This window comes from Exiguobacterium flavidum, assembly GCF_003344535.1.
Classification (GTDB): Bacteria; Bacillota; Bacilli; order Exiguobacteriales; family Exiguobacteriaceae; genus Exiguobacterium_A; species Exiguobacterium_A flavidum.
Window position 1 is genome coordinate 45,363 of sequence record NZ_QPKS01000007.1, and the last position, 22,726, is coordinate 68,088.

The 22,726-nt window shown below is 56.7% G+C and carries 25 protein-coding genes; 13 read left to right on the top strand and 12 right to left on the bottom strand.

Translation table 11 applies throughout. From position 1 onward, the window contains the following. Positions 1-98: 98 nt before the first annotated feature. From DFG60_RS08260 to ytxJ, 3 genes are read left to right on the top strand one after another with little or no spacing between them, the layout of a single operon-like run. Entirely contained in the window at positions 99-1,526 is a 1,428-nt protein-coding gene (locus DFG60_RS08260; protein WP_114571287.1) for an NAD-dependent succinate-semialdehyde dehydrogenase, read from the top strand. A gap of 2 nt (positions 1,527-1,528) precedes the next feature. After that, positions 1,529-3,154, top strand: a complete 1,626-nt coding sequence (locus DFG60_RS08265) for an acetolactate synthase large subunit (RefSeq protein ID WP_114571288.1) — start codon at positions 1,529-1,531, stop codon at positions 3,152-3,154. Between the two features lie 4 nt (positions 3,155-3,158). After that, positions 3,159-3,485 (top strand): bacillithiol system redox-active protein YtxJ, encoded by a 327-nt coding sequence (gene ytxJ / locus DFG60_RS08270; protein ID WP_114571289.1) that lies wholly within the window; start codon positions 3,159-3,161, stop codon positions 3,483-3,485. Between the two features lie 55 nt (positions 3,486-3,540). Here ytxJ and DFG60_RS13640 read toward each other — a convergent pair whose 3' ends face one another. Beyond that, positions 3,541-4,431, bottom strand: coding sequence for a TetR/AcrR family transcriptional regulator (locus tag DFG60_RS13640; protein WP_157964511.1), 891 nt, complete (start codon positions 4,429-4,431; stop codon positions 3,541-3,543). 183 nt (positions 4,432-4,614) lie between these two features. On the opposite strand from DFG60_RS13640, the gene DFG60_RS08280 reads away from it, so the two are divergent. From DFG60_RS08280 to DFG60_RS08300, 5 genes are all read left to right on the top strand, one after another. After that, positions 4,615-6,153 (top strand): DHA2 family efflux MFS transporter permease subunit, encoded by a 1,539-nt coding sequence (locus tag DFG60_RS08280; protein ID WP_114571290.1) that lies wholly within the window; start codon positions 4,615-4,617, stop codon positions 6,151-6,153. Between the two features lie 102 nt (positions 6,154-6,255). Continuing rightward, positions 6,256-6,555: a metal-sensitive transcriptional regulator gene (locus tag DFG60_RS08285; RefSeq protein WP_114571291.1), complete on the top strand. Its 300-nt coding sequence runs from the start codon at positions 6,256-6,258 to the stop codon at positions 6,553-6,555. Between the two features lie 11 nt (positions 6,556-6,566). Then, on the top strand, positions 6,567-8,693 hold the full coding sequence (locus DFG60_RS08290) for a heavy metal translocating P-type ATPase (protein ID WP_114571292.1): 2,127 nt from the start codon (positions 6,567-6,569) through the stop codon (positions 8,691-8,693). 12 nt (positions 8,694-8,705) lie between these two features. Continuing rightward, positions 8,706-8,912: a cation transporter gene (locus DFG60_RS08295; RefSeq protein ID WP_114571293.1), complete on the top strand. Its 207-nt coding sequence runs from the start codon at positions 8,706-8,708 to the stop codon at positions 8,910-8,912. A gap of 90 nt (positions 8,913-9,002) precedes the next feature. Beyond that, positions 9,003-9,251 carry a hypothetical protein gene (locus DFG60_RS08300; protein ID WP_114571294.1) on the top strand — a complete coding sequence of 83 codons (249 nt, stop codon included), beginning with the start codon at positions 9,003-9,005 and terminating at the stop codon, positions 9,249-9,251. A gap of 113 nt (positions 9,252-9,364) precedes the next feature. Here DFG60_RS08300 and DFG60_RS08305 read toward each other — a convergent pair whose 3' ends face one another. From DFG60_RS08305 to speE, 4 genes are all read right to left on the bottom strand, one after another. After that, complete coding sequence (locus DFG60_RS08305) at positions 9,365-9,952, bottom strand: class F sortase (protein WP_114571295.1); 588 nt, start codon at positions 9,950-9,952, stop codon at positions 9,365-9,367. Next, positions 9,927-10,712, bottom strand: coding sequence for a DUF4397 domain-containing protein (locus tag DFG60_RS08310; protein WP_114571296.1), 786 nt, complete (start codon positions 10,710-10,712; stop codon positions 9,927-9,929). The genes DFG60_RS08305 and DFG60_RS08310 overlap by 26 nt, the downstream gene beginning before the upstream one ends. Positions 10,713-10,871: 159 nt before the next feature. Further along, positions 10,872-11,744 (bottom strand): agmatinase, encoded by an 873-nt coding sequence (gene speB / locus DFG60_RS08315; protein WP_114571297.1) that lies wholly within the window; start codon positions 11,742-11,744, stop codon positions 10,872-10,874. 61 nt (positions 11,745-11,805) lie between these two features. Then, complete coding sequence (speE, locus tag DFG60_RS08320; protein ID WP_198661572.1) at positions 11,806-12,633, bottom strand: polyamine aminopropyltransferase; 828 nt, start codon at positions 12,631-12,633, stop codon at positions 11,806-11,808. Between the two features lie 301 nt (positions 12,634-12,934). Between speE and DFG60_RS08325 the strand changes: the two genes are divergently transcribed. Further along, positions 12,935-14,488 carry a BCCT family transporter gene (locus DFG60_RS08325; protein WP_114571299.1) on the top strand — a complete coding sequence of 518 codons (1,554 nt, stop codon included), beginning with the start codon at positions 12,935-12,937 and terminating at the stop codon, positions 14,486-14,488. 133 nt (positions 14,489-14,621) lie between these two features. Here the strand turns inward: DFG60_RS08325 and arr are convergent, their stop codons facing one another. Together arr and DFG60_RS08335 are read right to left on the bottom strand one after the other, a co-directional pair. Beyond that, the gene (gene arr / locus DFG60_RS08330) at positions 14,622-15,041 is read right to left on the bottom strand and encodes an NAD(+)--rifampin ADP-ribosyltransferase (protein WP_114571300.1); all 420 of its coding nucleotides are present in this window, start codon (positions 15,039-15,041) and stop codon (positions 14,622-14,624) included. Between the two features lie 209 nt (positions 15,042-15,250). Beyond that, positions 15,251-15,811, bottom strand: a complete 561-nt coding sequence (locus tag DFG60_RS08335; protein WP_114571301.1) for a hypothetical protein — start codon at positions 15,809-15,811, stop codon at positions 15,251-15,253. Positions 15,812-15,894: 83 nt separating this feature from the next. On the opposite strand from DFG60_RS08335, the gene DFG60_RS08340 reads away from it, so the two are divergent. Then, the gene (locus DFG60_RS08340) at positions 15,895-16,749 is read left to right on the top strand and encodes a metallophosphoesterase (RefSeq protein WP_232818677.1); all 855 of its coding nucleotides are present in this window, start codon (positions 15,895-15,897) and stop codon (positions 16,747-16,749) included. Between the two features lie 31 nt (positions 16,750-16,780). Here the strand turns inward: DFG60_RS08340 and DFG60_RS08345 are convergent, their stop codons facing one another. The 3 genes from DFG60_RS08345 to DFG60_RS08355 all read right to left on the bottom strand — a co-directional run bounded on the left by DFG60_RS08345 (position 16,781) and on the right by DFG60_RS08355 (position 19,059). Further along, positions 16,781-17,842: a DUF2332 domain-containing protein gene (locus DFG60_RS08345; RefSeq protein ID WP_114571303.1), complete on the bottom strand. Its 1,062-nt coding sequence runs from the start codon at positions 17,840-17,842 to the stop codon at positions 16,781-16,783. Between the two features lie 135 nt (positions 17,843-17,977). Beyond that, positions 17,978-18,472: a YwhD family protein gene (locus tag DFG60_RS08350; RefSeq protein ID WP_114571304.1), complete on the bottom strand. Its 495-nt coding sequence runs from the start codon at positions 18,470-18,472 to the stop codon at positions 17,978-17,980. Between the two features lie 65 nt (positions 18,473-18,537). Beyond that, complete coding sequence (locus DFG60_RS08355; protein WP_114571305.1) at positions 18,538-19,059, bottom strand: hypothetical protein; 522 nt, start codon at positions 19,057-19,059, stop codon at positions 18,538-18,540. A gap of 142 nt (positions 19,060-19,201) precedes the next feature. On the opposite strand from DFG60_RS08355, the gene DFG60_RS08360 reads away from it, so the two are divergent. The 3 genes from DFG60_RS08360 to DFG60_RS08370 are packed head-to-tail and all read left to right on the top strand — an operon-like array spanning position 19,202 to position 20,607. Beyond that, the gene (locus DFG60_RS08360; RefSeq protein WP_023466792.1) at positions 19,202-19,387 is read left to right on the top strand and encodes a 2-hydroxymuconate tautomerase; all 186 of its coding nucleotides are present in this window, start codon (positions 19,202-19,204) and stop codon (positions 19,385-19,387) included. Between the two features lie 54 nt (positions 19,388-19,441). Next, complete coding sequence (locus DFG60_RS08365) at positions 19,442-19,987, top strand: dihydrofolate reductase family protein (protein WP_114571306.1); 546 nt, start codon at positions 19,442-19,444, stop codon at positions 19,985-19,987. Further along, entirely contained in the window at positions 19,984-20,607 is a 624-nt protein-coding gene (locus DFG60_RS08370) for an NAD(P)-dependent oxidoreductase (RefSeq protein WP_114571307.1), read from the top strand. The genes DFG60_RS08365 and DFG60_RS08370 overlap by 4 nt, the downstream gene beginning before the upstream one ends. 55 nt (positions 20,608-20,662) lie before the next feature. On the opposite strand, the gene DFG60_RS08375 is transcribed toward DFG60_RS08370, so the two are convergent. Continuing rightward, complete coding sequence (locus tag DFG60_RS08375; protein ID WP_114571308.1) at positions 20,663-21,223, bottom strand: class I SAM-dependent methyltransferase; 561 nt, start codon at positions 21,221-21,223, stop codon at positions 20,663-20,665. Between the two features lie 212 nt (positions 21,224-21,435). Continuing rightward, positions 21,436-22,614 carry a NupC/NupG family nucleoside CNT transporter gene (locus DFG60_RS08380; RefSeq protein WP_114571309.1) on the bottom strand — a complete coding sequence of 393 codons (1,179 nt, stop codon included), beginning with the start codon at positions 22,612-22,614 and terminating at the stop codon, positions 21,436-21,438. Positions 22,615-22,726: the final 112 nt, after the last annotated feature.

Consider the following 22,726-nt stretch of genomic DNA (forward strand, 5'->3'; position numbering starts at 1 on the left):
TACCATCTTTTTGGCAAAAACGAATCTTTTTTCACGGGCTCGGGTATACACTTAACAATGTAAAATTTTTCAACTACTTCTAGAGGGGGTCTTCATCTATGGAAGGAAAGTTTTTGATCGGCGGAGAGTGGACGACGAACGGTCGCGAGACGGTCGACGTCAAGGATCCCGCGACCGGGGAAGTCGTCGGAAAGATCCCGAAAGGCGCAAAGGAGGACGTCAATGCGGCTGTCGCGGCGGCGAGGAAGGCGTTCCCTGACTGGTCGAAAAGAAGCGTCTATGAACGTTCCGCCCTGCTCGAGAAGCTGTACGTGCGGATACTCGAGGAGCAGGAGGCATTGGCAGAACTGATGACGCGCGAGATGGGGAAGCCGCTCGCCGAGTCGAAGGGAGAGGTCCAGTATGCAGCGAACTTCGTCAAATGGTTCGCCGAGGAAGGGAAACGGGCCTATGGCCGGATCATCCCGACCCATGACGCGGGCAAACGCCTGCATGTCATCAGGCAACCGGTCGGCGTCGTCGCAGCGATTACGCCATGGAACTTCCCGGCCGCGATGATCACCCGCAAGCTCGCCCCCGCCCTCGTCGCAGGTTGCACGTTCGTCCTGAAGCCGCCGACCGAGACGCCGCTCACGGCACTCCGCCTGCTCGAGCTCTGTCAGGAGGTCGGGATCCCGGACGGCGTCGTCAACGCCGTCACCGGCAGCGGCAAGGAGCTCGGCGAGGTGCTCGCGACGCATCCGCACGTCAACAAGATCACCTTCACCGGGTCGACCGGGGTCGGACGGACGCTGATGGCGCAAGGCGCCGAGACAATCAAGTCGATGTCGCTCGAGCTTGGCGGACATGCCCCGATTCTCGTCTTCGACGACTGTGACCTCGACCTCGCCGTCGCGGAGACGATCAAGTCGAAGTTCCGCAACGGCGGCCAGACGTGCGTCTGCGGCAACCGGATCTATGTTTCGGACAGTATCTACGACGCGTTCGTCGACAAGTTAGGAAAAGAGACGGCGAAGCTCAAGGTCGGCAACGGCTTCGACGAAGCGACGAAAATCGGTCCGATGATCAACGAGGCTGGCTACGAGAAGGTCGATAAGCACGTCACGGACGCGACTTCAGCCGGTGCACGGCTCGTCACGGGCGGCAAAGGGACGACGGAAGGCGGTACCTATTTCTATGAACCGACCGTCATCGCGGACGTCTCGCCGGGCATGCTGATCATGAACGAGGAGACGTTCGGCCCGGTCGCCCCGGTCCAGCGCGTCAGCTCGGACGAGGAGGCCGTCCACTACGCGAACCAGACGCCGTTCGGGCTCGCATCCTACGTCTTCACGCGCGATTATGCCCGCGCGATGCACGCGATCGAGAAGCTCGATTACGGCATCGTCGGCTGGAACGATGGATTGCCGTCGGCGGCACAGGCGCCGTTCGGCGGGATGAAGCAGTCCGGCGTCGGCCGTGAAGGCGGCATCGAGGGACTTGACGCCTATCTCGAAACAAAATACATCTCTATCGGGGGACTTTAATCATGAACGCAGCAGAACTTTTCATCACGTGCCTCGAAGCGGAGGGCGTCGAATACATCTTCGGCGTCCCAGGCGAGGAGAACATCACGCTGCTTGACGCGATCAGCAACTCATCGATCGAGTTCATCACGACGCGACACGAGACGAACGCCGCCTTCATGGCGGCGATGGTCGGACGCTTGACCGGACGTCCGGGTGTCTGCCTGTCGACGCTCGGCCCCGGTGCGACGAACATGATGACCGGCGTCGCGAACGCGACGATGGATCACGCACCGCTCCTCGCGATCACGGGACAAGGCGCGACGTGGCGACAGCATAAGGCGTCCCACCAGATGTACGATCTCGTCGACCTGTACCGGCCGATCACGAAGTACAGCACCGAGGTCATCACGGCGGAGACGATCCCTGAAATCGTCCGCAAGGCATTTTCCGAGTCGTGTTGCGAGAAGCCGGGCGCTTCCCATATCGCGTTCCCGGAGAACATCGCGTCGCTCGACGTCGGTGACGTCCCGCCGCTCGCGAACGATACCCTTCCCGGACATCTTCCTGCCGATCCCCACGCCGGCAATCCCGTCCTCGACCTGATCAGGGAGGCGAAGCGACCGGTCGTCATCGCCGGATTCGGCGTCGCCCGTGAGGACTGCCACCCTGCCTTCCGCGCCTTCGCGCGTGCCTTGAACGCCCCGGTCGTCGAGACGATGATGGGAAAAGGTGCCCTTCCGTCACACGACCCGCTCCACGCGTTCGCGATCGGCTTGCCGAACGCCGACTACAACCAGAACATTCTCGACGCGAGCGACTTGATCATCACCGTCGGCTATGACATCACGGAGCTCCCTCCGTCGAAATGGAACCCTGATCGCAAGCCTGTCATCCACCTCGACACGGTGCGCCATGAGATCGACCAGTACTACCCGGTCACGGGAAGTCTCGTCGGCCCGCTGAGGGAGACGCTCGAGACGCTCGCCCATAAAGTACCTGACAGGTCGTGGGACGGCTGGCAGGCGATCAAGGAGCAGTTGAAGGCGGAAATCGACGCGACCTATTCCGTCGCCCTCCCGCTCCATCCGCAAACGATCGTGACGGCGCTCGAGCAGGCACTTGGTGAGGACGGGATGCTGTTCTCGGACGTCGGCGCCCATAAGATTTGGATCGCCCGCCATTTCCGGGCCGTGGCGCCGAACCAGGTGTTCCTGACGAACGGCTTCTCCTCGATGGGCTACGGATTGTCGAGCGCGGTCGCGGCGAAGCTCATCCATCCCGAAAGACGCGTCATCTGCGCGGTCGGCGACGGCGCTTTCCTGATGAACGGACAGGACCTCGAGACGGCGGTTCGGCTGAAGCTGCCGATCGTCGTAGTCGTCTGGCGCGACGGGACGTACGGCCTGATCGAATGGAAGCAGCAGCAGGCGTATGGGCGTGCCCCTTATATCGGCTTCGACAATCCGGACCTCGTCAAGCTCGCTGAAGCGTTCGGAGCAAAGGGACTGCGGGTCGGCGAACACGGCAGTCTAAGCGCCTGTCTAGAGGAAGCGCTCAAGTACGGGCAGCCCGTATTGATTGACTGTCCGGTCGATTATCGGGAAAATCTAAAGTTGACAGACCGTTTACGGACATATGGGGGGTAATCTTTTGACACATCTTCGAAAACTACAATCGATCTCAGACTTCGAACAATTCATTGGCGAGCACGATACGTTCGTCATCTGCAAGCACAGCACGACGTGCCCGATCAGCGCGGCCGGCTTTTCAGCCTATACGAAGTTCGCGGACGCGACCGACGTACCGACGGCCTACCTGCTCGTCCAGGAGGCGCGGACGCTCTCGAACCACATCGCCGAGAACTACGCCGTGCGTCACGAGTCGCCGCAAGTTATCTATTTCAAGGGCGGAAAACCCGTCTGGAACGCGTCTCACTATGACATCAATGCGAACGAGCTGACGGCTAACGTCAACTGAATCGAACAGGCGCCGGTCCCAATCAAGGGGCCGGCGCCTGTTTCATGTCTTGATCTTACGCGCGGATCGCGCGCTCTTCGTAATAGGATTCGCAAAGCAAAAGCAGCGGTTCGATCTTTCCGGGAGGCACGACGGCCTCGAGGGCCGCGAGCGTGCTCTCGAGCACATGGCGCCGCGGCTGTTTCGTCTCGAGCAGCTCCTCCTGGATGAAGTCGAGCAGCTCGACCACCTTCTCGCGTTCCGACGAAGCGACCGCCTCCTTCTTCAACTCGAAGATGAGCTGGTGCGCCCTTTGACGCGCCGCCTGTCGCGTCCCGCGGCAATTCGGAAGCCACGTGCCGAGAATCGCCGGGTCGAGCAGCTGATCGCCGGTCGCCTCGACCTCCTCGACCATCTCGACGGCACGGGCCACGCTGTAGCGGATGACAGGCGCGATGTCGGCCTCCATCCCTTCCGCCATCTGGTGATATTTCATCTGGCTCTGGAGGATGCCGACGAACGAGATCGCCGTGTCGAGCAGGTAGGGCTGCCGGTGCTCGCCGAACAGGTCGATGAACCGCTCATAGATCCACTGGACCCAGCGCAGCTGGCCGTTGCGGATGAACTGACGCAGCTCGTCGTCCTGCGACACCATCATTTCCTCGAACAGGGCGAACAGCTTATTGTGGCGGTTCTCCTTCATCTGAAGCTCGATTTGGCGGATGAACAGCTCGATGTCCGAGGCGTCCTGCCCGGACAGCATGTCGTCGCGCAGATGTTCCATCTTCTTGTGGGTCATCTTGAAGATCTCGATCAGCAATTCGTTCTTCGACGCGAAATAGTTATAGAAAGTCCCTTTCGCGATGCCGCTGTATTCCAGGATGTCCTGAATCGACGTCGCCTGGAATCCCTGTTCGATGAAGAGGCGGTGGGCGATCGTCAAGACGGCTTGTTTACGCTGGTTCATATACGTTGCTCCTTAAAATTGGACTGTCGGTCTAAAAATCATCTTAGCGGAAACGTTCTCACAAAACAAGTTAATAGAATTAGTAATTAATAATTGCAATCGTCCTTCCAAGAGCGTAATATAAATCCCAGATGAAATCGAAGTATAGAAAAATGAACCAGCAGTTCACAAGGAGGAAACACCATGCAACATTCCAATAAGGAGCAGCGTGCGCCGTACGGCATACTAGCGGTCTTGATGATCGGTGCCTTCATCGCATTCCTGAACAATACGCTTCTCAACATCGCCCTGCCGTCGATCATGAAGGACCTCGACGTCGACGCATCGACCGTGCAGTGGCTTTCGACCGGCTTCATGCTCGTCAACGGAGTGCTGATCCCGACGACGGCATTCCTGATCCAGAAATACTCTGTCCGCCGCCTGTTCATCCTCGCGATGACATTGTTCTCACTCGGTACGATTCTCGCCGGGTTCGCCCATACGTTCCCCGTCCTGCTCGCAGGGCGGATGATCCAAGCCTCGGGCTCGGCCGTCATGATGCCGCTCCTCATGAACGTCATGCTCGTCAGCTTCCCGGTCGAGAAACGCGGTACGGCGATGGGCTTCTTCGGACTCATCATGATGGGTGCCCCGGCAATCGGTCCTACCCTCTCCGGGTATATCATCGAACACTATGATTGGCGGATGCTCTTCCACGTCATCACGCCGATCTCGATCGCCGTCCTGATCGCAGGGATGGTCATGCTCAAGGACAAGAAGGAACCAAGCAACGCCCGTCTCGACTTCCTTTCCGTCATCCTGTCATCACTCGGATTCGGCGGATTGCTGTACGGCTTCAGCTCGGCCGGCTCGAAAGGCTGGGACAGCCCGTACGTCTACGGCACGCTGATCATCGGTGTGATCGCAGTGGCCGCCTTCATCATCCGGCAGCTCAAGATGGAAAAGCCGATGCTCAACTTCCATATCTACCGTTATCCGATGTTCGCCCTGTCGTCTGCCATCTCGATGGTCGTGACGATGGCGATGTTCTCCGGGATGCTGTTGCTTCCGATCTACGTCCAGACGATTCGCGGCATCTCGCCGCTCGACGCAGGACTAATGCTGTTGCCGGGAGCGATCCTGATGGCCGTCATGTCACCGATCAACGGCAAGCTGTTCGATAAAATCGGCGGCAAGGCACTTGCCCTTACAGGTCTCGCCATCACAGTCATCACGAGCTACTATTTCAGCCAGCTCGAGCTCGACACGACTTACACACACCTCATCTGGCTCTACTCGCTCCGCATGTTCGGGATGTCGATGGTCATGATGCCGGTCTCGACGAATGGGCTCAACCAGCTTCCTAGCCGCTACTACCCGCATGGCACGGCGATGAACAACACGATGCAGCAAGTATCCGGCGCAATCGGGACGGCGTTGCTCGTGACGATCATGTCGAACCATACGGAGACGCGCGCGAAGGAACTCGCGGCTGACGCGATGTCGACAGCTGCGGCAAGCGGTGCAGCACAGCCGACGGCGGAAGCAGCGGCACAGATGAAGCAGCAGATCATGATGCAGGCGATGGTCGACGGCATCAACTACGCCTTCTTCATCTCCGTCTTCATCGCAGGTCTCGCGTTCGTCCTCGCCCTCTTCATCAAGCGGGCGACACAAGCAGAGGACATCATCTCGCGCACACCGGCCGAGAAGACGGTCGAACGCCAAGTCGTCAACGAATGATTTTAATCTCTGCCCTTTGCGGCAGAGATTTTTTTCTTCAGATTCAATATACTTGTACCCCCTACCCCTATATGATATAGTGGTCTCAAAGAGGTGATCCTGATGGAAAAACACGAACATGCCCTCGTCCCGCGAACGGGAGAGGAGCAGGAAGCAATGCTGAAACGCTTGAAACGGATTGAAGGACAGGTCCGCGGCATCCAGAACATGATCAGCGAGGACCGCTATTGTATCGATATCCTGACCCAGACCGCCTCGATCCAGGCTGCGCTGCGTCAGGTCGAGCTCCAGCTGATCGAACGGCACGTCAAGATGTGCCTGCATGACGCCGCGTCGTCAAAAGGCGCGACGGACGACTATGTCGATGAGCTGATGGCGATCATCGCCCGTCTGAGAAAGTGAGGAATGAAACCATGTCGAAGACGATCGAATTGAATATCGAAGGAATGACATGCGCCGCCTGCTCGGCCCGGATCGAGAAGGTCCTCAACAAGATGGACGGCGTCGAGGCGACGGTCAACCTGCCGCTCGAGACGGCACGCGTCGAAGTGACGGACGACATCACGGAGCAGGCGATCATCGAGAAGATCAAGAAGGTCGGATACGGCGCGACGATCAAGGAGAAGCCGCGCGAGAAGAAACATGACCGAAAGCTGCTGATCCGTTTCATCGTCTCAGCCATCCTGTCGCTTCCACTGTTGCTCAGCATGGTATCGCACATCCCGAACAGCCCCATCCATCTGCCGATGCTGATGAACCCGTGGCTCCAGCTCGCGCTCGCGACGCCCGTCCAGTTCATCATCGGGGCACCGTTCTACCAAGGCGCCTACAAGAGCTTGCGGAGCGGCAGCGCGAACATGGACGTCCTCGTCGCGCTCGGGACGTCTGCCGCCTACTTCTACTCCGTCTTCGAGATGTCCGCACACGCGATGCCGGACCTCTACTTCGAGACGAGCGCGATCCTGATCACGCTCGTCCTGCTCGGCAAAGTGCTCGAGGCACGCGCGAAGGACCGGACGACCGGCGCGATCGAGACGTTGCTTTCGCTTCAGGCGGCCCAAGCGACCGTCGTCGAAGACGGTATCGAGCGGCGTATCCCGATCGAACAGGTCGTCCCCGGCATGCAACTGCTCGTCAAACCGGGCGAGAAGATCCCGACCGACAGCCGGGTCACGGCAGGTGTCGCCTACCTCGACGAGTCGATGCTTACAGGTGAGCCGCTCCCGCAACATAAGCAACCGGGAGACACCGTCGTCGGCGGGACGCTCAACACGAACGGCCACTTGACGATCGAGGCAGTCAAGGTCGGGGCGGACACGATGCTCGCCCAGATCGTTCGCGTCGTCGAACAGGCACAGACGGAGAAGGCGCCGATCCAGCGCCAGGCGGACAGGATCTCAGGCATCTTCGTGCCGGTCGTCGTGACGCTCGCCGTCCTGACGTTCGCCGCCTGGTACTTCATGACCGGCAGCATCGGCGAAGCGATCCGCCCTGCGATCGCCGTGCTCGTCATCGCCTGCCCGTGTGCGCTCGGTCTCGCGACGCCGACCTCGATCATGGTCGGGACCGGCAAGGGCGCAGAGCGCGGCATCCTCTTCAAAGGAGGCGCACAGCTCGAGCAGCTTCAGCATGTCGACGCCGTCGTTTTCGATAAGACGGGGACGTTGACGCTAGGTCAGCCGGTCGTCGTCAAGACGTTCGGGACAGAGCTTTCGCTTGATTTCGCGGCAGCGCTCGAAAAACGATCCGAGCATCCGCTCGCGCTTGCGATCACGGATGAGCGGGATGTCGTCTTCGACATCGAAGGCTTCGAAGCACTCGCGGGACATGGTGTCAGCGGGACGATCATGGGGAATAAGGTAGAGGTCGGTTCACCGCGGATGATGACTGAACGGGGTTATCACCTGCCGGACTGGTCATACCCGGCAGCGACGTTCGTCTACGTCGCAGTCGACGGAACGGTCGAAGGCGGGTACGCGATCCGCGACGAGCTGAAGCCGACGTCGAAAGCGGCCATCTCCTTGATCAAGAAGACGAAGGAAGTCTATATGCTGACCGGTGACCGCCGCGAGGTAGCGGAAACGCTCGCCGCAGAGCTCGGCATCCCGCGCGAGAACGTGCTCGCTGAAGTCCTGCCGGTCGAGAAGGCGGAACAGATCAAACGACTGCAACAAAACAAGAAGGTCGCGATGATCGGGGACGGGATCAACGATGCCCCTGCCCTCGCGACAGCGGATGTCGGGATCGCGCTCGGCAGCGGGACGGATGTCGCACTCGAAGCCGCTGACGTCACCTTGCTCGGACATGATTTGCATCAGGTCGCGACCGCGATCGAGCTGAGCGAACAGACGATGAAGAATATCCGTCAAAACCTGTTCTGGGCGCTCGCCTACAATACGGTCGGCATCCCGGTCGCAGCGATCGGACTGCTTGCCCCGTGGCTCGCCGGCGCAGCGATGGCATTCAGCTCCGTCTCCGTCGTCCTGAACGCGTTACGTCTGAAGCGAATCAAATTAACGGCTGCGGCCGAAGAAAAATAAGGAGGAATCATCATGAAGGAAACAACGATCCAAGTCGAAGGCATGACATGCAACCACTGCAAGGCGAGCGTCGAAGGGGCGCTCAAGGAAGTGAGCGGCGTCAAGGACGCGACGGTCTCGCTCGAGAACAAGAACGTCACCGTCACTTACGATGACGTCGAAGAGGTGAAACTCGTCGAAGCGATCGAAGAGGTCGGCTACGACGTCGTCCCTTCTTAAAAGACAAGCCGATTTGCACCCAACGTGCAGATCGGCTTTTTTTTGTGGATAAAAACGGGAATAGGAAGTGTAAGAAGGAGGGATGGGATCATGGTACCCAAAGTCGAATTCGTCGAATACTTCGATGACGATAAAGGCAAACGATTTAAAATCGAACTTTGGAACCTCGGGACGTTCACGTTCAGCGCACGGACCGAGAAAGGACCTGTCACCCGTTTCAGTTCAATCGATATCCAGTTCATCCAGTCCTGTGTCGCACGGATGCGCGCCGTCGTCGACGCAAAGAAGGCGTTCCAGCCCGGCGGACGAGACTCTTCCAATCATTCCATGCTCCATTGAGGACCAGGCAATTGCGCTTCGATTCTGCCGCGTTCATCCGTTTCGTCGATCGATGTTGATGCCCTGGACGAAGCGAAGGCCAAGCTCCTGAAGAGCCTGGCCTTCGCTTCGTTTCATTCGATTTGTCTCGCGAATACGATCAGCCGTTCCTCGTATCCCTCTTTGCCGTAAGCACCGTCGCAGGTGATCAGCGTCAGGCGCTTCGAGACCGTCGCGCCGAAGATCGCGCCGGTCGGCACCTCATCGACAGGATAGCGGGCTATGTCCGTCACCACATACCGCAGTTGCTCTCCTGCCGATACGACCACCTCGTCACCAGGACGGAGTGACCCGAGTTCATAAAAGACGGCCGGTCCGACCTCATCATCCCTGTGACCCGAGAGGATGACGTTCCCGGTCTCGCCCGCTTTCGCACCAGGTTGATACCAGGCGACCTGATCCGAATCTTTCGGGACCCCGATCCGCCCTTTCTCGTCCTTGCCGACCGCCTCGATTTTCGTATCGATATCGAGGCGGGGGATGAGCAGCCGTCTTGGAATGAATACCGTCTGTTCTTGTTCCTGCAAGACTGGGACAGCCTTCAGGACGGGAGCCCGGTCGTTAAGTGGAGCAGACTTGAGCGGTGGCTCCTGCACCGCGCAACCCGAAAGAATCAGCAATGGCGCAATCAGCAGATTACGCGGTCTTGCGGCGAAACACATATCCGGCAAGGAGAAGCGCTGCTCCACCAGCTGCAAGCAACCACATGTTAATGTTCGATGCCTCAGCCGTTCCGCCGAGTCCAGTGTCCGGCATCGCAGCCGTATCCCCACCGTCCGCGATCAAGAGGACATCGAATGCCGGCTCTCCTTCGAGCAGACCGATCGCGAGTGCCGTATAGTTCTTGCCGCCTTCGAGCGCGATGCCGTCAAGCGCCTTGACGACGTCCGTCGCACCAGCCGGACGGATTTCGAGGTCATAGCTGCCGGCGTCAAGTGTTCCGTAATCCGATACGTTCGAGAATTCAAGGTTGCTGAAGAGTGGGTCTCCGCCTTTAGGCGCCACGTCTACAGCAGGAGCATCAGGTGAGAAGTGCGCGACGCGAACCATCGATTTGCCGTCTTCGCCTGCACCATTGTCTTCCATGACAGCGAGCTTGATCGAATCGAGTTGACCGATCGCTGCGGCCGTGTAGAACTTGCCAGCTTCGACGTTGAGCGTCTCGGTGATGACGGCGTTTTCCGTCGTACCGGCAGCGAATACTTCGACTTTATGTTCGCCGGCCGGTAATGTCAGATAGTCTGTGACTGCTTTGAACTCTGCGCCGGAGACCGCTTTTTCGCCGTCTACAAGAATGTCTACTGCCGGTGCGTCAGGTGAAGCGTGGATAATGCGGACCATGGCATCATCCGCAGCACTTGCAGGGATTGCTAAAAGCATGAACAAGAAGGCGGCCGTGATGATCGATAGTAGTCTCTTCATTGTCTTTCCCCTCTCCTTTTGACAGAACGACTTCTTCTCCCGTGGTGACACCTCTAAGATAAAACATTCAGAATAATCTGTGAATACTTCGGTGTGCTGTTTCTATATTTCCCAGCACATCACAAAAAAGCCGGCTCACAGAGGAGCCGGCTCAAGCCGTCATTTCACGAATCCGATCATCATCTCGCGGAGCACCTTCGCTGCCGCGATCGCCGTCATATCCGACTGGTCGTACGGAGGAGAGACTTCTACGAGGTCCGCTCCGATGACTTCGACGTCAGCGCGCGCGATCATATGGACGACTTCGAGGAGTTCCTTCGTCGTCACGCCGCCGATTTCCTGAGTGCCTGTCCCTGGAGCTGCAGACGGGTCGAGGACGTCGATGTCGATCGTCACGTAGACCTTCTTGCCGGCAAGCTTAGGCAGAACCGCCTTGAGCGGCTCGACGATCTCATATTTGAACAGGTTGTAGCCCGATTCCTTCGCCCACTCGAACTCTTCCTTCATCCCTGAGCGGATGCCGAACGAGTAGCAGTTCTCCGGTCCGATCAAGTTCGCGATCTTCTTGAGCGGTGTCGAGTGCGAGAGCGGCTCTCCTTCGTACGAATCACGGAGATCCGTATGCGCATCGAAATGCAGGACGACGAAATCGTCATAGTGCTTGTGGAACGCCTTGACGACCGGCCACGTGACGAGGTGCTCCCCGCCCATGCCGAGCGGGAACTTACCTGCTGTCAGAAGCGAATCGACATACTCCTCGATCATGTCGAGCGACTTCTGCGCGTTACCGAACGGAAGCGGAATGTCCCCTGCGTCGAACAGTTTCGCATCGGCGATGTCGCCGTCGAGATACGGGCTGTACTCCTCGAGTCCGAGCGATACTTCACGGACGCGGGCAGGACCGAAACGCGAGCCCGGACGGAAGCTGACCGTCCAGTCCATCGGCATGCCGTAGAGGACCGACTTCGCGTCCTCGTGCGTCGGCTGGCTTGCGATAAATACTTTACCTGAGTAGGCTTCATCAAAACGCATTGTATATTCCTCCTTAATCACTAGAAAAGAGTGCCCCCTTGACGGAGCACTCCTGCTTGAATCAGATTGTCAGATCCTTGACGAACTTCGGCAGAGCGAATGCTGCAGTGTGAAGTTCAGGCGTGTAGTACTTCGTCTCGATCTCATGGAAGCGTGATGCTTCGACCGCGAGCGGGTCGTGCTTCTTCGAGCCGATCGTGAACGTCCACATGCCGCTCGGGTACGTCGGTACGTTCGCGATGTAGAGCTTCGTGATCGGGAAGATTTCCTTGACGTCACGCTGGACGTCACGAATCAAGTCCGGTGTGAACCACGGGTTGTCCGACTGCGCGACAAAGATGCCATCTTCTTTGAGTGCTTTCGAGATTCCTGCGTAGAACCCTTTCGTGAACAGGTTGACCGCCGGGCCGACTGGCTCCGTCGAGTCGACCATGATGACATCGTACTCGTCGACAGCTTCCGCGATGTGCATGAACCCATCCCCTACGATGACTTCGACACGTGCGTCGTCAAGACCGCCCGCGATGTTCGGAAGGTATTTCTTAGAGTACTCGATGACCTTGCCGTCGATTTCGACGAGGACCGCTTTTTCGACCGAAGGGTGCTTGAGCACTTCGCGGATGACTCCGCCGTCTCCGCCGCCTACGACGAGGACCTTCTTCGGATTCGGGTGTGTGAAGAGAGGGACGTGTGCGACCATCTCGTGATATACGAATTCATCTTTATCAGTCGTCATGACCATACCGTCGAGCAGCAACATCGTACCGAACTCGTCCGTTTCTACCATTTCGAGGCGTTGAAACTCTGTTTGTTCGCTCTCATAAACGTGGTTGACACGGAAAGTGATACCGTAATCTTCCGTCTGGTGTTCCGTGAACCATAACTTCAATTTTTGTTCCATTTGCGATAGAACCCCTTTCTTTAGGAAAAGCCAAAAGTTGTTCGTATGCGAGTGGCGTTCATGGCGCTTCTTAATCATACAAATGCGAGTATACCGAAAAACAGGTGAAACCGCTACATCTAATAAGAAAAAAAGCCGTTCTTCTTCCTTAGGATGCCTAAAAGCTCCTGATTCGGGTAATCAGAGAATATCATGTCTTGCGTGTTTTTTTGAAAACAGGTGTTTTCCTATTTTCAGATAGGGTAAAGAACCAAGTTGTCATCTTAAGAAAGAAAGGACGTGATCACCGATGACACGACACACAAGCAAGCTGACGACCGTCTTCAAAATCTCTGTCGTCTTCTGTCTTCTCTTCACGATTTGGGGGATTCTTCCGGACTCCGCACTCGGATCCGCAAGTCTTCTGAACGTCACCTCGAAAGCACAGGCCTTCCTGACGGCACGTTTTGGCTGGTTGTATCTGCTCAGCATGTCAGCATTCCTGTTGATTGCACTCTTCCTGATTTTTTCACGCTTCGGCTCGATCCGTCTCGGCAAGGATACGGACCGTCCCGATTTCGGGCTGATCTCATGGTTCGCCATGTTGTTCAGCGCCGGCATGGGGATCGGACTCGTCTTCTGGGGCGTCTCGGAACCATTGACGCACTTTCACACGCCACCTGTCCCGACTGCGGACGAAGCGAACGCGGCGCGCCTCGCGATGCGTTACTCATTCTTCCACTGGGGTCTCCATCCATGGGCACTCTATGCGATGGTCGGACTTGCGATCGCCTACTCGACGTTCCGAAAAGGGCGTCCTGCGACGATCGGCGACACGGTCGCTTCCCTCATGCATTCGCGCTATGAGGTGTTCGGCAAGAACACGGTCGAGATCCTTGCGATCGTCGCGACGACGTTCGGGGTCGCAACATCCCTCGGGCTCGGTGCCCAGCAGATCTCAGGCGGATTCCACTTCCTGATTCCGGGCATCCCGAACAGCTTCCTGACCCAACTCGTCATCATCCTGATCATTTCCGTGCTCTATATGTACAGCGCGGCGTCCGGTCTCGATAAAGGGATCCGGATCCTCAGTAACGCGAACATCATCGCGGCGCTGCTGTTGATGGTCGGCGTCCTGCTCGTCGGACCGGGCAGCTTCATCATGGACCTGTTCGTTCAGACGTCAGGCGCCTACCTGCAGAACCTGCCCGTCATGAGCTTCCGCGCCGCGGCCTTCGAGCCGGGTGAACGCGAATGGATCAACAGCTGGACGATTTTCTACTGGGCATGGTGGATTTCATGGTCACCATTCGTCGGTACGTTCATCGCCCGCGTCTCCCGCGGACGGACGATCCGCGAGTTCGTCATCGGCATCACGCTCGTCCCGACCGTCTTCGGCCTTCTATGGTTCACCGTCTTCGGTGGTACGGCCATCTGGAGCGAGATGTTCGACAATGCGAATTTGATCGGCGTCGTCAACGACAACGGAATCGAGACCGGATTATTCGCCTTACTTGAGACGTTCGGCGGTTTCGGCACCGTGCTCAGCATTCTTGCCGTCCTGCTCATCACGACGTTCTTCATCACGTCAGCGGACTCCGCGACATACGTCCTCGGCATGCTGTCGTCAGGCGGCAGCCTGACGCCTAGTCTTCGCATCAAGTTGACGTGGGGCGTCATCCAGTCCTCGATCGCAGCGGTCCTGCTGTCGACCGGCGGACTCGGTACGCTGCAGGCAGCGGCGATTCTTGCCGCATTCCCGTTCGTCTTCGTCGTCATCCTGATGATCGTCTCGCTCTTTAAGGACTTGTCGGACGAACCCGATCAGTCGGCGACGGTCGAGAGGAAAGCTTCGAACGAGTAAGTGGTATTCTGTTTCACTGACGACTCATTCAAAAAGACGATCATCTTCCGTATTTCCCGGAAAATGATCGTCTTTTCAGTTGGTTTTCATAAGAGACGCTTACGGGAAGCGCATGGACCGTTCTCTTTGAAGCTTAATCGTAGATTACATTTCTGCCATCTTCCTTCAATTTCTCAAGGGAGGCGATCATCCGATTGATTTCCTCATCGGAATGTCTTTCCCATGAAGCCAGTTCTCCTACAATCTTCAAAGGGAATTTCGATCTGTACGAGCGGGTCGGATTTCCAGGGAATCGCTTATCAGTCAGATTAGGATCGTTCTCGAAATCACCTGACGGCTCCACGATGTAGATTCTCTCCTTCGCATCCGCCTTGGCCAATTCGGCGCCCCACTTTGCCGCTTCGAGTGTCGCCGTAAAGTAAATGAAATTCGACCGTTTGTCTTGAAAATTCGACAGGAATTGCGGCTCGAGTAATTCTCCGACTTTCAGTTCGGCTTTCGTGCCATGGAAAAATGGTCCCTGGTCCAGAATCTTCTTCTCGTCATTTTTCATGTCGCTTCCCCTCTCTCATTTCAATCTTACAGTTTTCATCATAGGGCAACCGCAACTAAAGAAACAGACTACAGAAATTCAATACAGGACGGTACAATGGAAGTAGAGAACAAGTCCCATACGCAAAGTTATATCGCTTGGCGTGCGACACTTTGAACGGTTCACTTGGAAAGGAGCAGACTCATGCCGAGTCTGCTCCCTTTTCCCATTCACCTTTCTTCAGCGAACGATTCAACGTCGACCACGACGAAGACCTCTTCCGCATTCCCGTCAAGCAAACGTAAATCGAAACGGGCCTCGTCCAAACGTCTCAAGAGAAGGGTCGGCAATTCTTCAAGCGGGAAACGCTGTTCGAGCTGATGATAGTTGCGATTCACCTCTTGCTTCTCTCCCTCCGTCAGACGGCTTGCCGAAATGGATTCAACAGAGGCCGTACGATTTGTTTCAAACCGCTCCGTCCCATCAGTCAGCAACAAGTCGATCTGATAGTCTTCGCGTGTCGCGCGCAACGACTGCTCGAGCACGTCGTCGATCGCGTACCGGACACGGACGACCAGTTCGTCTTGCGTTCGCTTGCGCATGACGCTGAGGAAGACGAACTGGTTCGCCTGCATCCCGGGCAGATAGTCCCGAATGGAATCGTATGTGTAGTTTCCGGCCTCCCAGTCGCTTTTTGATGCGACCTCGACCGGCATCGCAGGCTTCGCTTCTTCGGTGCAACCAGCCAGAGAAAGGGTGCCGATCAAGACCAGTCCGATTTTTCGTTTCATGCTCACCCTCCTTGATGTTCGTCTCGCATTCGCCATCCATTTCGCATTTCCTGTACACTGAAACATATGGAGGAATGAGACTTATGAAGCGACGTACGAAAATCATTTTGTCATCCCTGTCCATCCTGACGCTTAGCGGATGGTTTTTCTATCACAGTAATAATGCACTCGAGGTGAGCCGGCTCACGATCACTTCCGAACGGCTGCCGAAGTCCTTCGCCGGCTTGAAGATCCTTCAAGTATCCGACTTGCACAGCAAGTGGTTCGGCGAGGAACAGAAAAAGCTGCTCAAGGCGATCGACGCGGAGCGGCCCGACCTGATCTTTCTGACGGGAGACTTCGTCGACTCGAGACGGAAGGACGAAGCACCGGCCATTTCGCTCGCCGCATCACTCAGCGCGAAGTATCCGACCTACTTCGTCACGGGCAACCATGAAGTGCGGCGCGGCCTAGCTCTGCTTCCGAAGCTGTCGCAAGACGTAGACATCCTTCGCAACGAGAACCGGAAGCTCGAACGGGACGGCGAGGCGATCGCCCTGGTCGGCATCGACGACCCGACGACACCGACGGAAGATGAGCTCCTGTATTCTGAACGCGAGACGACGGACAGCTTCCTTGCGAAGGCGAATGCCGGCATCCCGCCCGAGACGTTCCGGATCCTGCTCGCCCATCGTCCGGAATACGTCGACGCTTATTCGAGATCGGGTATCGATCTCGTCTTCTCCGGCCATGCCCATGGCGGTCAGATCCGCCTTCCCGGGATGGACGGCCTCTTCTCTCCAGGCCAAGGCTTCATGCCGAAGTATACGGCAGGCCGCTACACGGTCGATCGAACGGAGCTCGTCGTCAGCCGAGGCCTTGGCAACAGCCTCTTTCCGCTTCGCGTCTTCAATCAGCCGGAGCTCGTCGTCGTCACGCTTGAGCGTCAAGACGAGTAGACGGTACATCTCTCGCCTGCCTCTCGACGGATCACGTCCGCTGATTGGCGGGTGTTTTTTCATGCGCCGCTGCGAGTAACCACTTGAACCATCGCCCATGCCCGTCCGTCTCGGCAATCGTCTGCTTCGTTACGACGCCGCTCTGATAACGATCCAGATGCAGATACCTGTCTTGTACGTTGTTGTAGATATGGAAGACCTCCCGCTCTCTGCCGATCTCTTCAATCGTACGCAGCAGCTCCTTCTTCACATGAAGCGGCATCTGATTCGCCACATGGGTATGGAAGATGCAAAGCGCGCTCTCTTCCCCGACTTGGCTGGCGTATGCAGGGAGCAGGTGAACGCCGTCTCCTTCTACGAGCTGAAGCGGCTGCTCATCGATATAACGTGCTGCCCGCTCAAAGAGGGTCAGCCGTTCTTCATGTTCCGGCCAGATCAACGCTTTCAGCCAGAGTCTTTCGTCCTCATCCTTCAAATCGACGATGTTGAGATCGAGGCCGATCCGGTGTGAGACGGGAGGTGCTGTTTCAGGCAACCGCGGAGTCGCCTCGCCGATGATCTCCGAAGAGATTCGGAGTCGTGCGTCCTGATCACCGACGCTCCCTCTCTGCCCATACGTATAGGCATACCGATCCCACATCAGCTGCAGTCCTGCACTCGTCCCGATCTCAATCAGCCCGAGCGGTTTATTCGTCAGACGATGGACGAGACCGAACACAGGATACAGATAGCCGCACCGGCGGACTTCATTCGTTTGAACGAGTCGTGTTCGCAACAACTCCTCGATTTCCGTTCGATGCGCGCGGCAGAAGTCGCGGAACGGTTCGAACGCTTCCTCGGACGGAAGCGGCGTTGCGGCCATGTCCGGATAGTACGCCTTCAATCGATGGTCCTTCCCTTTGAGCAAGAGGTAATGGACGGCACCGAACAACAGGTTCGGTACCGGTTGCCCTTCCCTTGCGCTTCCGCAGAGCTGAAGCATCTCCGCGTCCTGTGCGATGTCGCGCGATAAGCGTTCATATAGCGTGCTTGATCCCCGGCATTCTCTTTCCGCGAACGCCAAAAATGTTTGTGCCAATGCTTCTCTGTTCATTTGAACTCCCCCTTTTGTTCCCCCACTCTCTAGTTCTAGTTCGACGTGCCCTCTCTTTTTTCCCTCTTCCTTCCAGGTGACGCACGACAAAAAAGGACCAGACAGGAGGTATCATCCTCCGTCCAGTCCCTTGTCTCAGTTCAGCGCCTCGTGCAATTCAGGTTCCGCGTTCTCCCACATCTCCGGTTTGTGCGACTTCAGGAAATCACGCAACAATTCCTTCGAACGCTGATCCATGTGATCGACGACGATCCGGCCCTTGAGCGACTTATCCATCTTGTTGACGTGGTCCGGAAGAATCTTCCACCCGCGTCTAGCTTCGACGTCGACGAGCATGTCACATGCGGCGACACCGCCGTAGTAGAAGCCTTCCGGTTTACGGCCGACCGTCACCCAGACGATCCAGTACAGCTTACCGTTCGGCGAGTCTGCCTTATCCGTCGTGAACTTGATTCGTTTCTCGACCGCCGCCTTCGCGTGCATCGCGCCCATGTCGATGTACGCCTCGCCGTCCTCCGGTGAGATGATGACCGGCGACATACTGTTCAAGCTGAGCGTTCCGACACCAAAGCCGCCGTGTCCGTCCGTCGAGTTATCCGAGATGATGTTGAAATTTATCTTCTTTTCCATAAGTAGATCGTCCTTTCAGAAAAACCGTTGCCTCTATCATACCGCATTCGGTCCTCTGTGCAAGCTCAGTTCTTGATCGATTCGATCTGTTCGCGCGACGCGCGTGCGAGCGTCGGCAGGCGCAGGCATTCGAGCGACGCGAGTTCCTCATGCGCCGGCGGGTTCATCGCCTCGAGTTTCGCTAGTGCCCGGTCGAACATCGTCTGGGCCGCCCGCCCGAACAGGACGATTCGCTGGAGTGACCCACAGCGCGACCGGATGGCGCGGAGCTGCCCTGCGAGCTGCGTCACCTTTTCCTCGAGTTCGACTTCCTCCGTCTCGGAGAGTTTCCGGTTCGCGAAGAGCGGTTTCCATTTCGGATCGTCCTCAAGCAGGGTGATGATGCCGTATCTGCGCGCTTCCGTACTTCCGGACGCCTCGGCCACAGCACGGTCCGTCACGAGACGCCCGAACGGGATGTTCTGTCCGAGAAGGATCGACGAGAGCTCAAGCCCTTTCGCTTGCGATAACGCATAATCCTCATCTTCCGGCAGTTCGCGGTCGAATATGAACAGCGTGTGTATCTTCTTACGAATGATTGATTCCATGGTTCATCCACCTCTGCTTTTATATGTAACTTCGGACTTGTTAACATTCCTTTTTCCCCCGTTTCCATTTCTGAAACGCATCCGGTCTTTTCCGATGATATACTTGAGAGGAAAGTCATCCATTTTCCAAGGGGGAACTGACATGCCATACGTTACAGTGAAGATGCTGTCCGGCCGTACGGTCGAACAGAAGCGTGCCTTGATCGAGAAGGTCACGGAAGCCGTCTCTGAGACGACGAACGCACCAAAGGAGAATATCACCGTCTTCATCGAGGAGATGGAAAAGACGGACTACGGCCAAGCAGGCGTCATGTTCGCGGATAAATGAGAAACAGCCGGTCCTTTTGGATCGGCTGTCCGTCTCTGACAAGGAGGAAACGAAATGAAGAAGAATCGAATCGTCCTGTATATCGCATCAAGCCTCGACGGACGGATCGCCCGGACGGACGGCGCGCTCGACTGGCTGTTCGCTGTCGAGGGAGACGGCGACAATGGGTACGCCGAATTTTTCAAGACGATCGGGACTGTCGTGATGGGACGCAAAACATACGATGAAGTTCTGATGCTCGAGAACGGCGAGTATCCATACAAGGAGACGCCGAGCTACATCTGGACGCGCAGCAAGCAAGAAGCGACGGAATACGTGACGTTCACCGACGAATCGCTCACGACACTCCTCCCCCGTCTTCAGGAACAGTCAGATGGGGACATCTGGCTCGTCGGCGGAGGTGAAATCATCAAAGCAGCGCTCGAAGCGGACCTGATCGATGCCTATACGATCGCCATCGCTCCCGTCATCCTCGGAAGCGGAATCCCGCTCTTCCCGGAAGGTACGAAGGAGACGAACGTCCGGCTCGACAAGATTGAACAATCCGGTCAATTCGCGATGTTGCACTACTCACGTCCGGCCAAGGAGGCGACGTCATGAAGATTGCACTGCTCGGCGCGACTGGACGAACGGGGCGGGAATTACTGAATCTGCTGCTCGCGGGCGGACATCATGTGACAGCACTCGTCCGGACGGGAGGCAGTCTGCCGGCAAACGCCAGGCTCGAAGAGGTCGTCGGCGACGCGACGGATCCATCTTCAATCGAACGGACGACCGAGGGTGCCGATGCCGTCATGAGCGCGCTCGGGACGGATCAGCAGGACGTCCTGACGAAAGCGACGCCGCTCCTCATCGATGCAGCGAAGCGTTACGGAATCCGACGCATCATCACGATCGGAACGGCCGGCATCCTTGATTCAAGCACCGAACCCGGGCGTTACCGCTTCGAGTCGAGCGAGTCGAAGCGCCGCTCGACGACAGCCGCAGAAGACCATCTCCGCGCCTATCTCCTTCTCTCCTCGTCCGGCCTCGACTGGACCGTCATCTGTCCAACGGGATTGAACGAGGAGGAACCGATCGATGACCCACTGATTGAAATCGACCGCTTCACGCGAGAGACGAACTCGATTCCCCGGGCGAACGTCGCCCGTCTCTCCTACCAAGCCCTGCATGAAAACGCCTATCTCGGCCAGCGCGTCGCAATCGCCTCGTACAGATGAAAATAGCCAAGTCCGCGCTTACACCGGACTTGGCTATTTTTGTTGCTTCAGTCATTCAAATGTTGCGGCACTCGAGCACATACGCCGGCGGGAAGTTGCGCAGTTCCCGGTTCCAGGCGATCGCGTTGAAATGGGACTCGAAGAACTCCCGCTTCCACTTCGTGTATTGAAACGCGATGAAGGACCCGTTCGGCTTCAGGACACGCCGGACCGCTTCGAGAATGTCTCGCGACAGCATCTGGTCGAGGCTCGCGAACGGAAGCCCCGAGACGACGTAGTCGACCTGCTCGATTCCGTGACGCTCTAGGACTGCGGTCAACGCCTCCGCTCCGTCCAGGCAGATACAGATGCCCGATTTTCCCTTATACTGCCTCGCGAGCTGCTCGCAAAAGCGCGGGTTGTTCTCGATGACGATCAGCATGCTCCCCGGCCGCATGTTTCGGCAAAGCCCTTGCGTGAATATGCCCGTTCCGGCCCCGAGCTCGACGATGCAGCGCGCTTTTTCGAAGTCGATCGGCGCCATCATTTTCCGGCTCAGATAGGACGAGCTTGGCATGACTGCACCGGTCTCTTTCGGGCGCAGTAAAAATTGCATCAGAAATCGTCGGTCAAGCATGAAGACCCCTCCTGCCTCTTGGTGTCAAAATCACTCGGTGTATGCCAGGCTATCGAAAAAAGCGAAGTGTGGTGGAAGTCGTGCAGATCAGCACATGAGAAGAGCTTGCGAGAGGGAAAATATTAGTATTCCTTTTCCTTTTCTTTGCCAATCTAAACGAAAAAAAAGAAAAAACCCGACCGTCCTGCAAGGACGAGTCGGGGAAAAGAGGGTTAGATCAATACGCTGACGATGACCGCAGTCAAGATACTGACGAGCGTCGCGCCATAGAGGAGCTTCAAGCCGAAGCTCGCTGCTACGCTCCCTTGACGGTCGCTGAGTCCTTTGACGGCACCTGCGATGATCCCGATCGACGAGAAGTTCGCGAATGAGATCAAGAAGACCGAGACGATACCGAGCGTACGCTCCGAGAACTCGCCTTTGTATTCAGGAAGGCTGAGCATCGCAACGAACTCGTTCGTGATGAGCTTCGTCGCCATGATACTGCCCGCGCTGACTGCTTCCGCCCAAGGAACACCCATGATGAAGGCGATCGGCGAGAAGATGTAGCCGAGGAGGTCTTGGAACGAGATGCCGAGCGTCATGTCGAACAGGTCGTTGATCATTCCGATCAAGGCGTTGTAACCGATCAGCATCGCACCGACGATGATCGCGACCTTGAATCCGTCCATGATATACTCGCCGAGCATCTCGAAGAACGTCTGCTTCTCTTCGATGATCTCGAGGATATCTTCCTTCGGATCGACCGTGTACGGGTTGATGATCGAGGCGATGATGAAACCGCCGAACAGGTTGAGGACGATCGCCGTCACGACATACTTCGGCTCGACCATCGTCATGTAGGCACCGACGATCGACATCGACACCGTCGACATCGCTGAAGCACAAAGCGTGTAAAGACGGTTCGCAGGAAGACGGTCGATCTGTTTCTTGACCGTGATGAATACTTCCGACTGGCCGATCGCAGCTGAGGCGACGGCGTTATATGACTCGAGCTGACCCATGCCGTTGATTTTCGAAAGAACGAAACCAATACCGCGCATGATGACAGGAAGGACCTTCGTGAATTGAAGAATCCCGATCAGTGCCGAGATGAAGACGATCGGCAGGAGGACATTGATGAAGAAGACGTGCGCGCCTTCGTTCGCAAGTCCGCCGAAGACGAAGTTGATCCCGATTGCAGCATACTCAAGCAACTTCTCGAAGACCTTCGCGACAGCCTTGATGACGATGTATCCAAATGATGTGTTCAAAAGGACGAATCCAAGGATCAGCTGAAGTGCAAGCATGACCGCAAGCGGTTTCAATTTTACCTGTTTGCGATTGCTGCTTACGAGGAATGCAAGTCCGAGTACGACAGCTAGGCCAAGTAAAGCGATAAGATATTTCATCTATTTCTCTCCTCATTCTCTAAGTTGTACATAAGTACGATGTCTGACGTTTAATCTTTTACACAAGTATTAGGATAATCAACAATTTAGAGAACTGCAAGAGGAAAAACGA

Coding starts and splice junctions, on each gene's coding strand:
- DFG60_RS08260 (WP_114571287.1), top strand. CDS start 99: ATGGAAGGAAAGTTTTTGATCGGCGGAGAGTGGACGACGAACGGTCGC.
- DFG60_RS08265 (WP_114571288.1), top strand. CDS start 1,529: ATGAACGCAGCAGAACTTTTCATCACGTGCCTCGAAGCGGAGGGCGTC.
- DFG60_RS13640 (WP_157964511.1), bottom strand. CDS start 4,431: ATGAACCAGCGTAAACAAGCCGTCTTGACGATCGCCCACCGCCTCTTC.
- DFG60_RS08280 (WP_114571290.1), top strand. CDS start 4,615: ATGCAACATTCCAATAAGGAGCAGCGTGCGCCGTACGGCATACTAGCG.
- DFG60_RS08285 (WP_114571291.1), top strand. CDS start 6,256: ATGGAAAAACACGAACATGCCCTCGTCCCGCGAACGGGAGAGGAGCAG.
- DFG60_RS08290 (WP_114571292.1), top strand. CDS start 6,567: ATGTCGAAGACGATCGAATTGAATATCGAAGGAATGACATGCGCCGCC.
- DFG60_RS08295 (WP_114571293.1), top strand. CDS start 8,706: ATGAAGGAAACAACGATCCAAGTCGAAGGCATGACATGCAACCACTGC.
- DFG60_RS08300 (WP_114571294.1), top strand. CDS start 9,003: ATGGTACCCAAAGTCGAATTCGTCGAATACTTCGATGACGATAAAGGC.
- DFG60_RS08305 (WP_114571295.1), bottom strand. CDS start 9,952: ATGTGTTTCGCCGCAAGACCGCGTAATCTGCTGATTGCGCCATTGCTG.
- DFG60_RS08310 (WP_114571296.1), bottom strand. CDS start 10,712: ATGAAGAGACTACTATCGATCATCACGGCCGCCTTCTTGTTCATGCTT.
- speB (WP_114571297.1), bottom strand. CDS start 11,744: ATGCGTTTTGATGAAGCCTACTCAGGTAAAGTATTTATCGCAAGCCAG.
- DFG60_RS08325 (WP_114571299.1), top strand. CDS start 12,935: ATGACACGACACACAAGCAAGCTGACGACCGTCTTCAAAATCTCTGTC.
- arr (WP_114571300.1), bottom strand. CDS start 15,041: ATGAAAAATGACGAGAAGAAGATTCTGGACCAGGGACCATTTTTCCAT.
- DFG60_RS08335 (WP_114571301.1), bottom strand. CDS start 15,811: ATGAAACGAAAAATCGGACTGGTCTTGATCGGCACCCTTTCTCTGGCT.
- DFG60_RS08340 (WP_232818677.1), top strand. CDS start 15,895: ATGAAGCGACGTACGAAAATCATTTTGTCATCCCTGTCCATCCTGACG.
- DFG60_RS08345 (WP_114571303.1), bottom strand. CDS start 17,842: ATGAACAGAGAAGCATTGGCACAAACATTTTTGGCGTTCGCGGAAAGA.
- DFG60_RS08350 (WP_114571304.1), bottom strand. CDS start 18,472: ATGGAAAAGAAGATAAATTTCAACATCATCTCGGATAACTCGACGGAC.
- DFG60_RS08355 (WP_114571305.1), bottom strand. CDS start 19,059: ATGGAATCAATCATTCGTAAGAAGATACACACGCTGTTCATATTCGAC.
- DFG60_RS08360 (WP_023466792.1), top strand. CDS start 19,202: ATGCCATACGTTACAGTGAAGATGCTGTCCGGCCGTACGGTCGAACAG.
- DFG60_RS08365 (WP_114571306.1), top strand. CDS start 19,442: ATGAAGAAGAATCGAATCGTCCTGTATATCGCATCAAGCCTCGACGGA.
- DFG60_RS08370 (WP_114571307.1), top strand. CDS start 19,984: ATGAAGATTGCACTGCTCGGCGCGACTGGACGAACGGGGCGGGAATTA.
- DFG60_RS08375 (WP_114571308.1), bottom strand. CDS start 21,223: ATGCTTGACCGACGATTTCTGATGCAATTTTTACTGCGCCCGAAAGAG.
- DFG60_RS08380 (WP_114571309.1), bottom strand. CDS start 22,614: ATGAAATATCTTATCGCTTTACTTGGCCTAGCTGTCGTACTCGGACTT.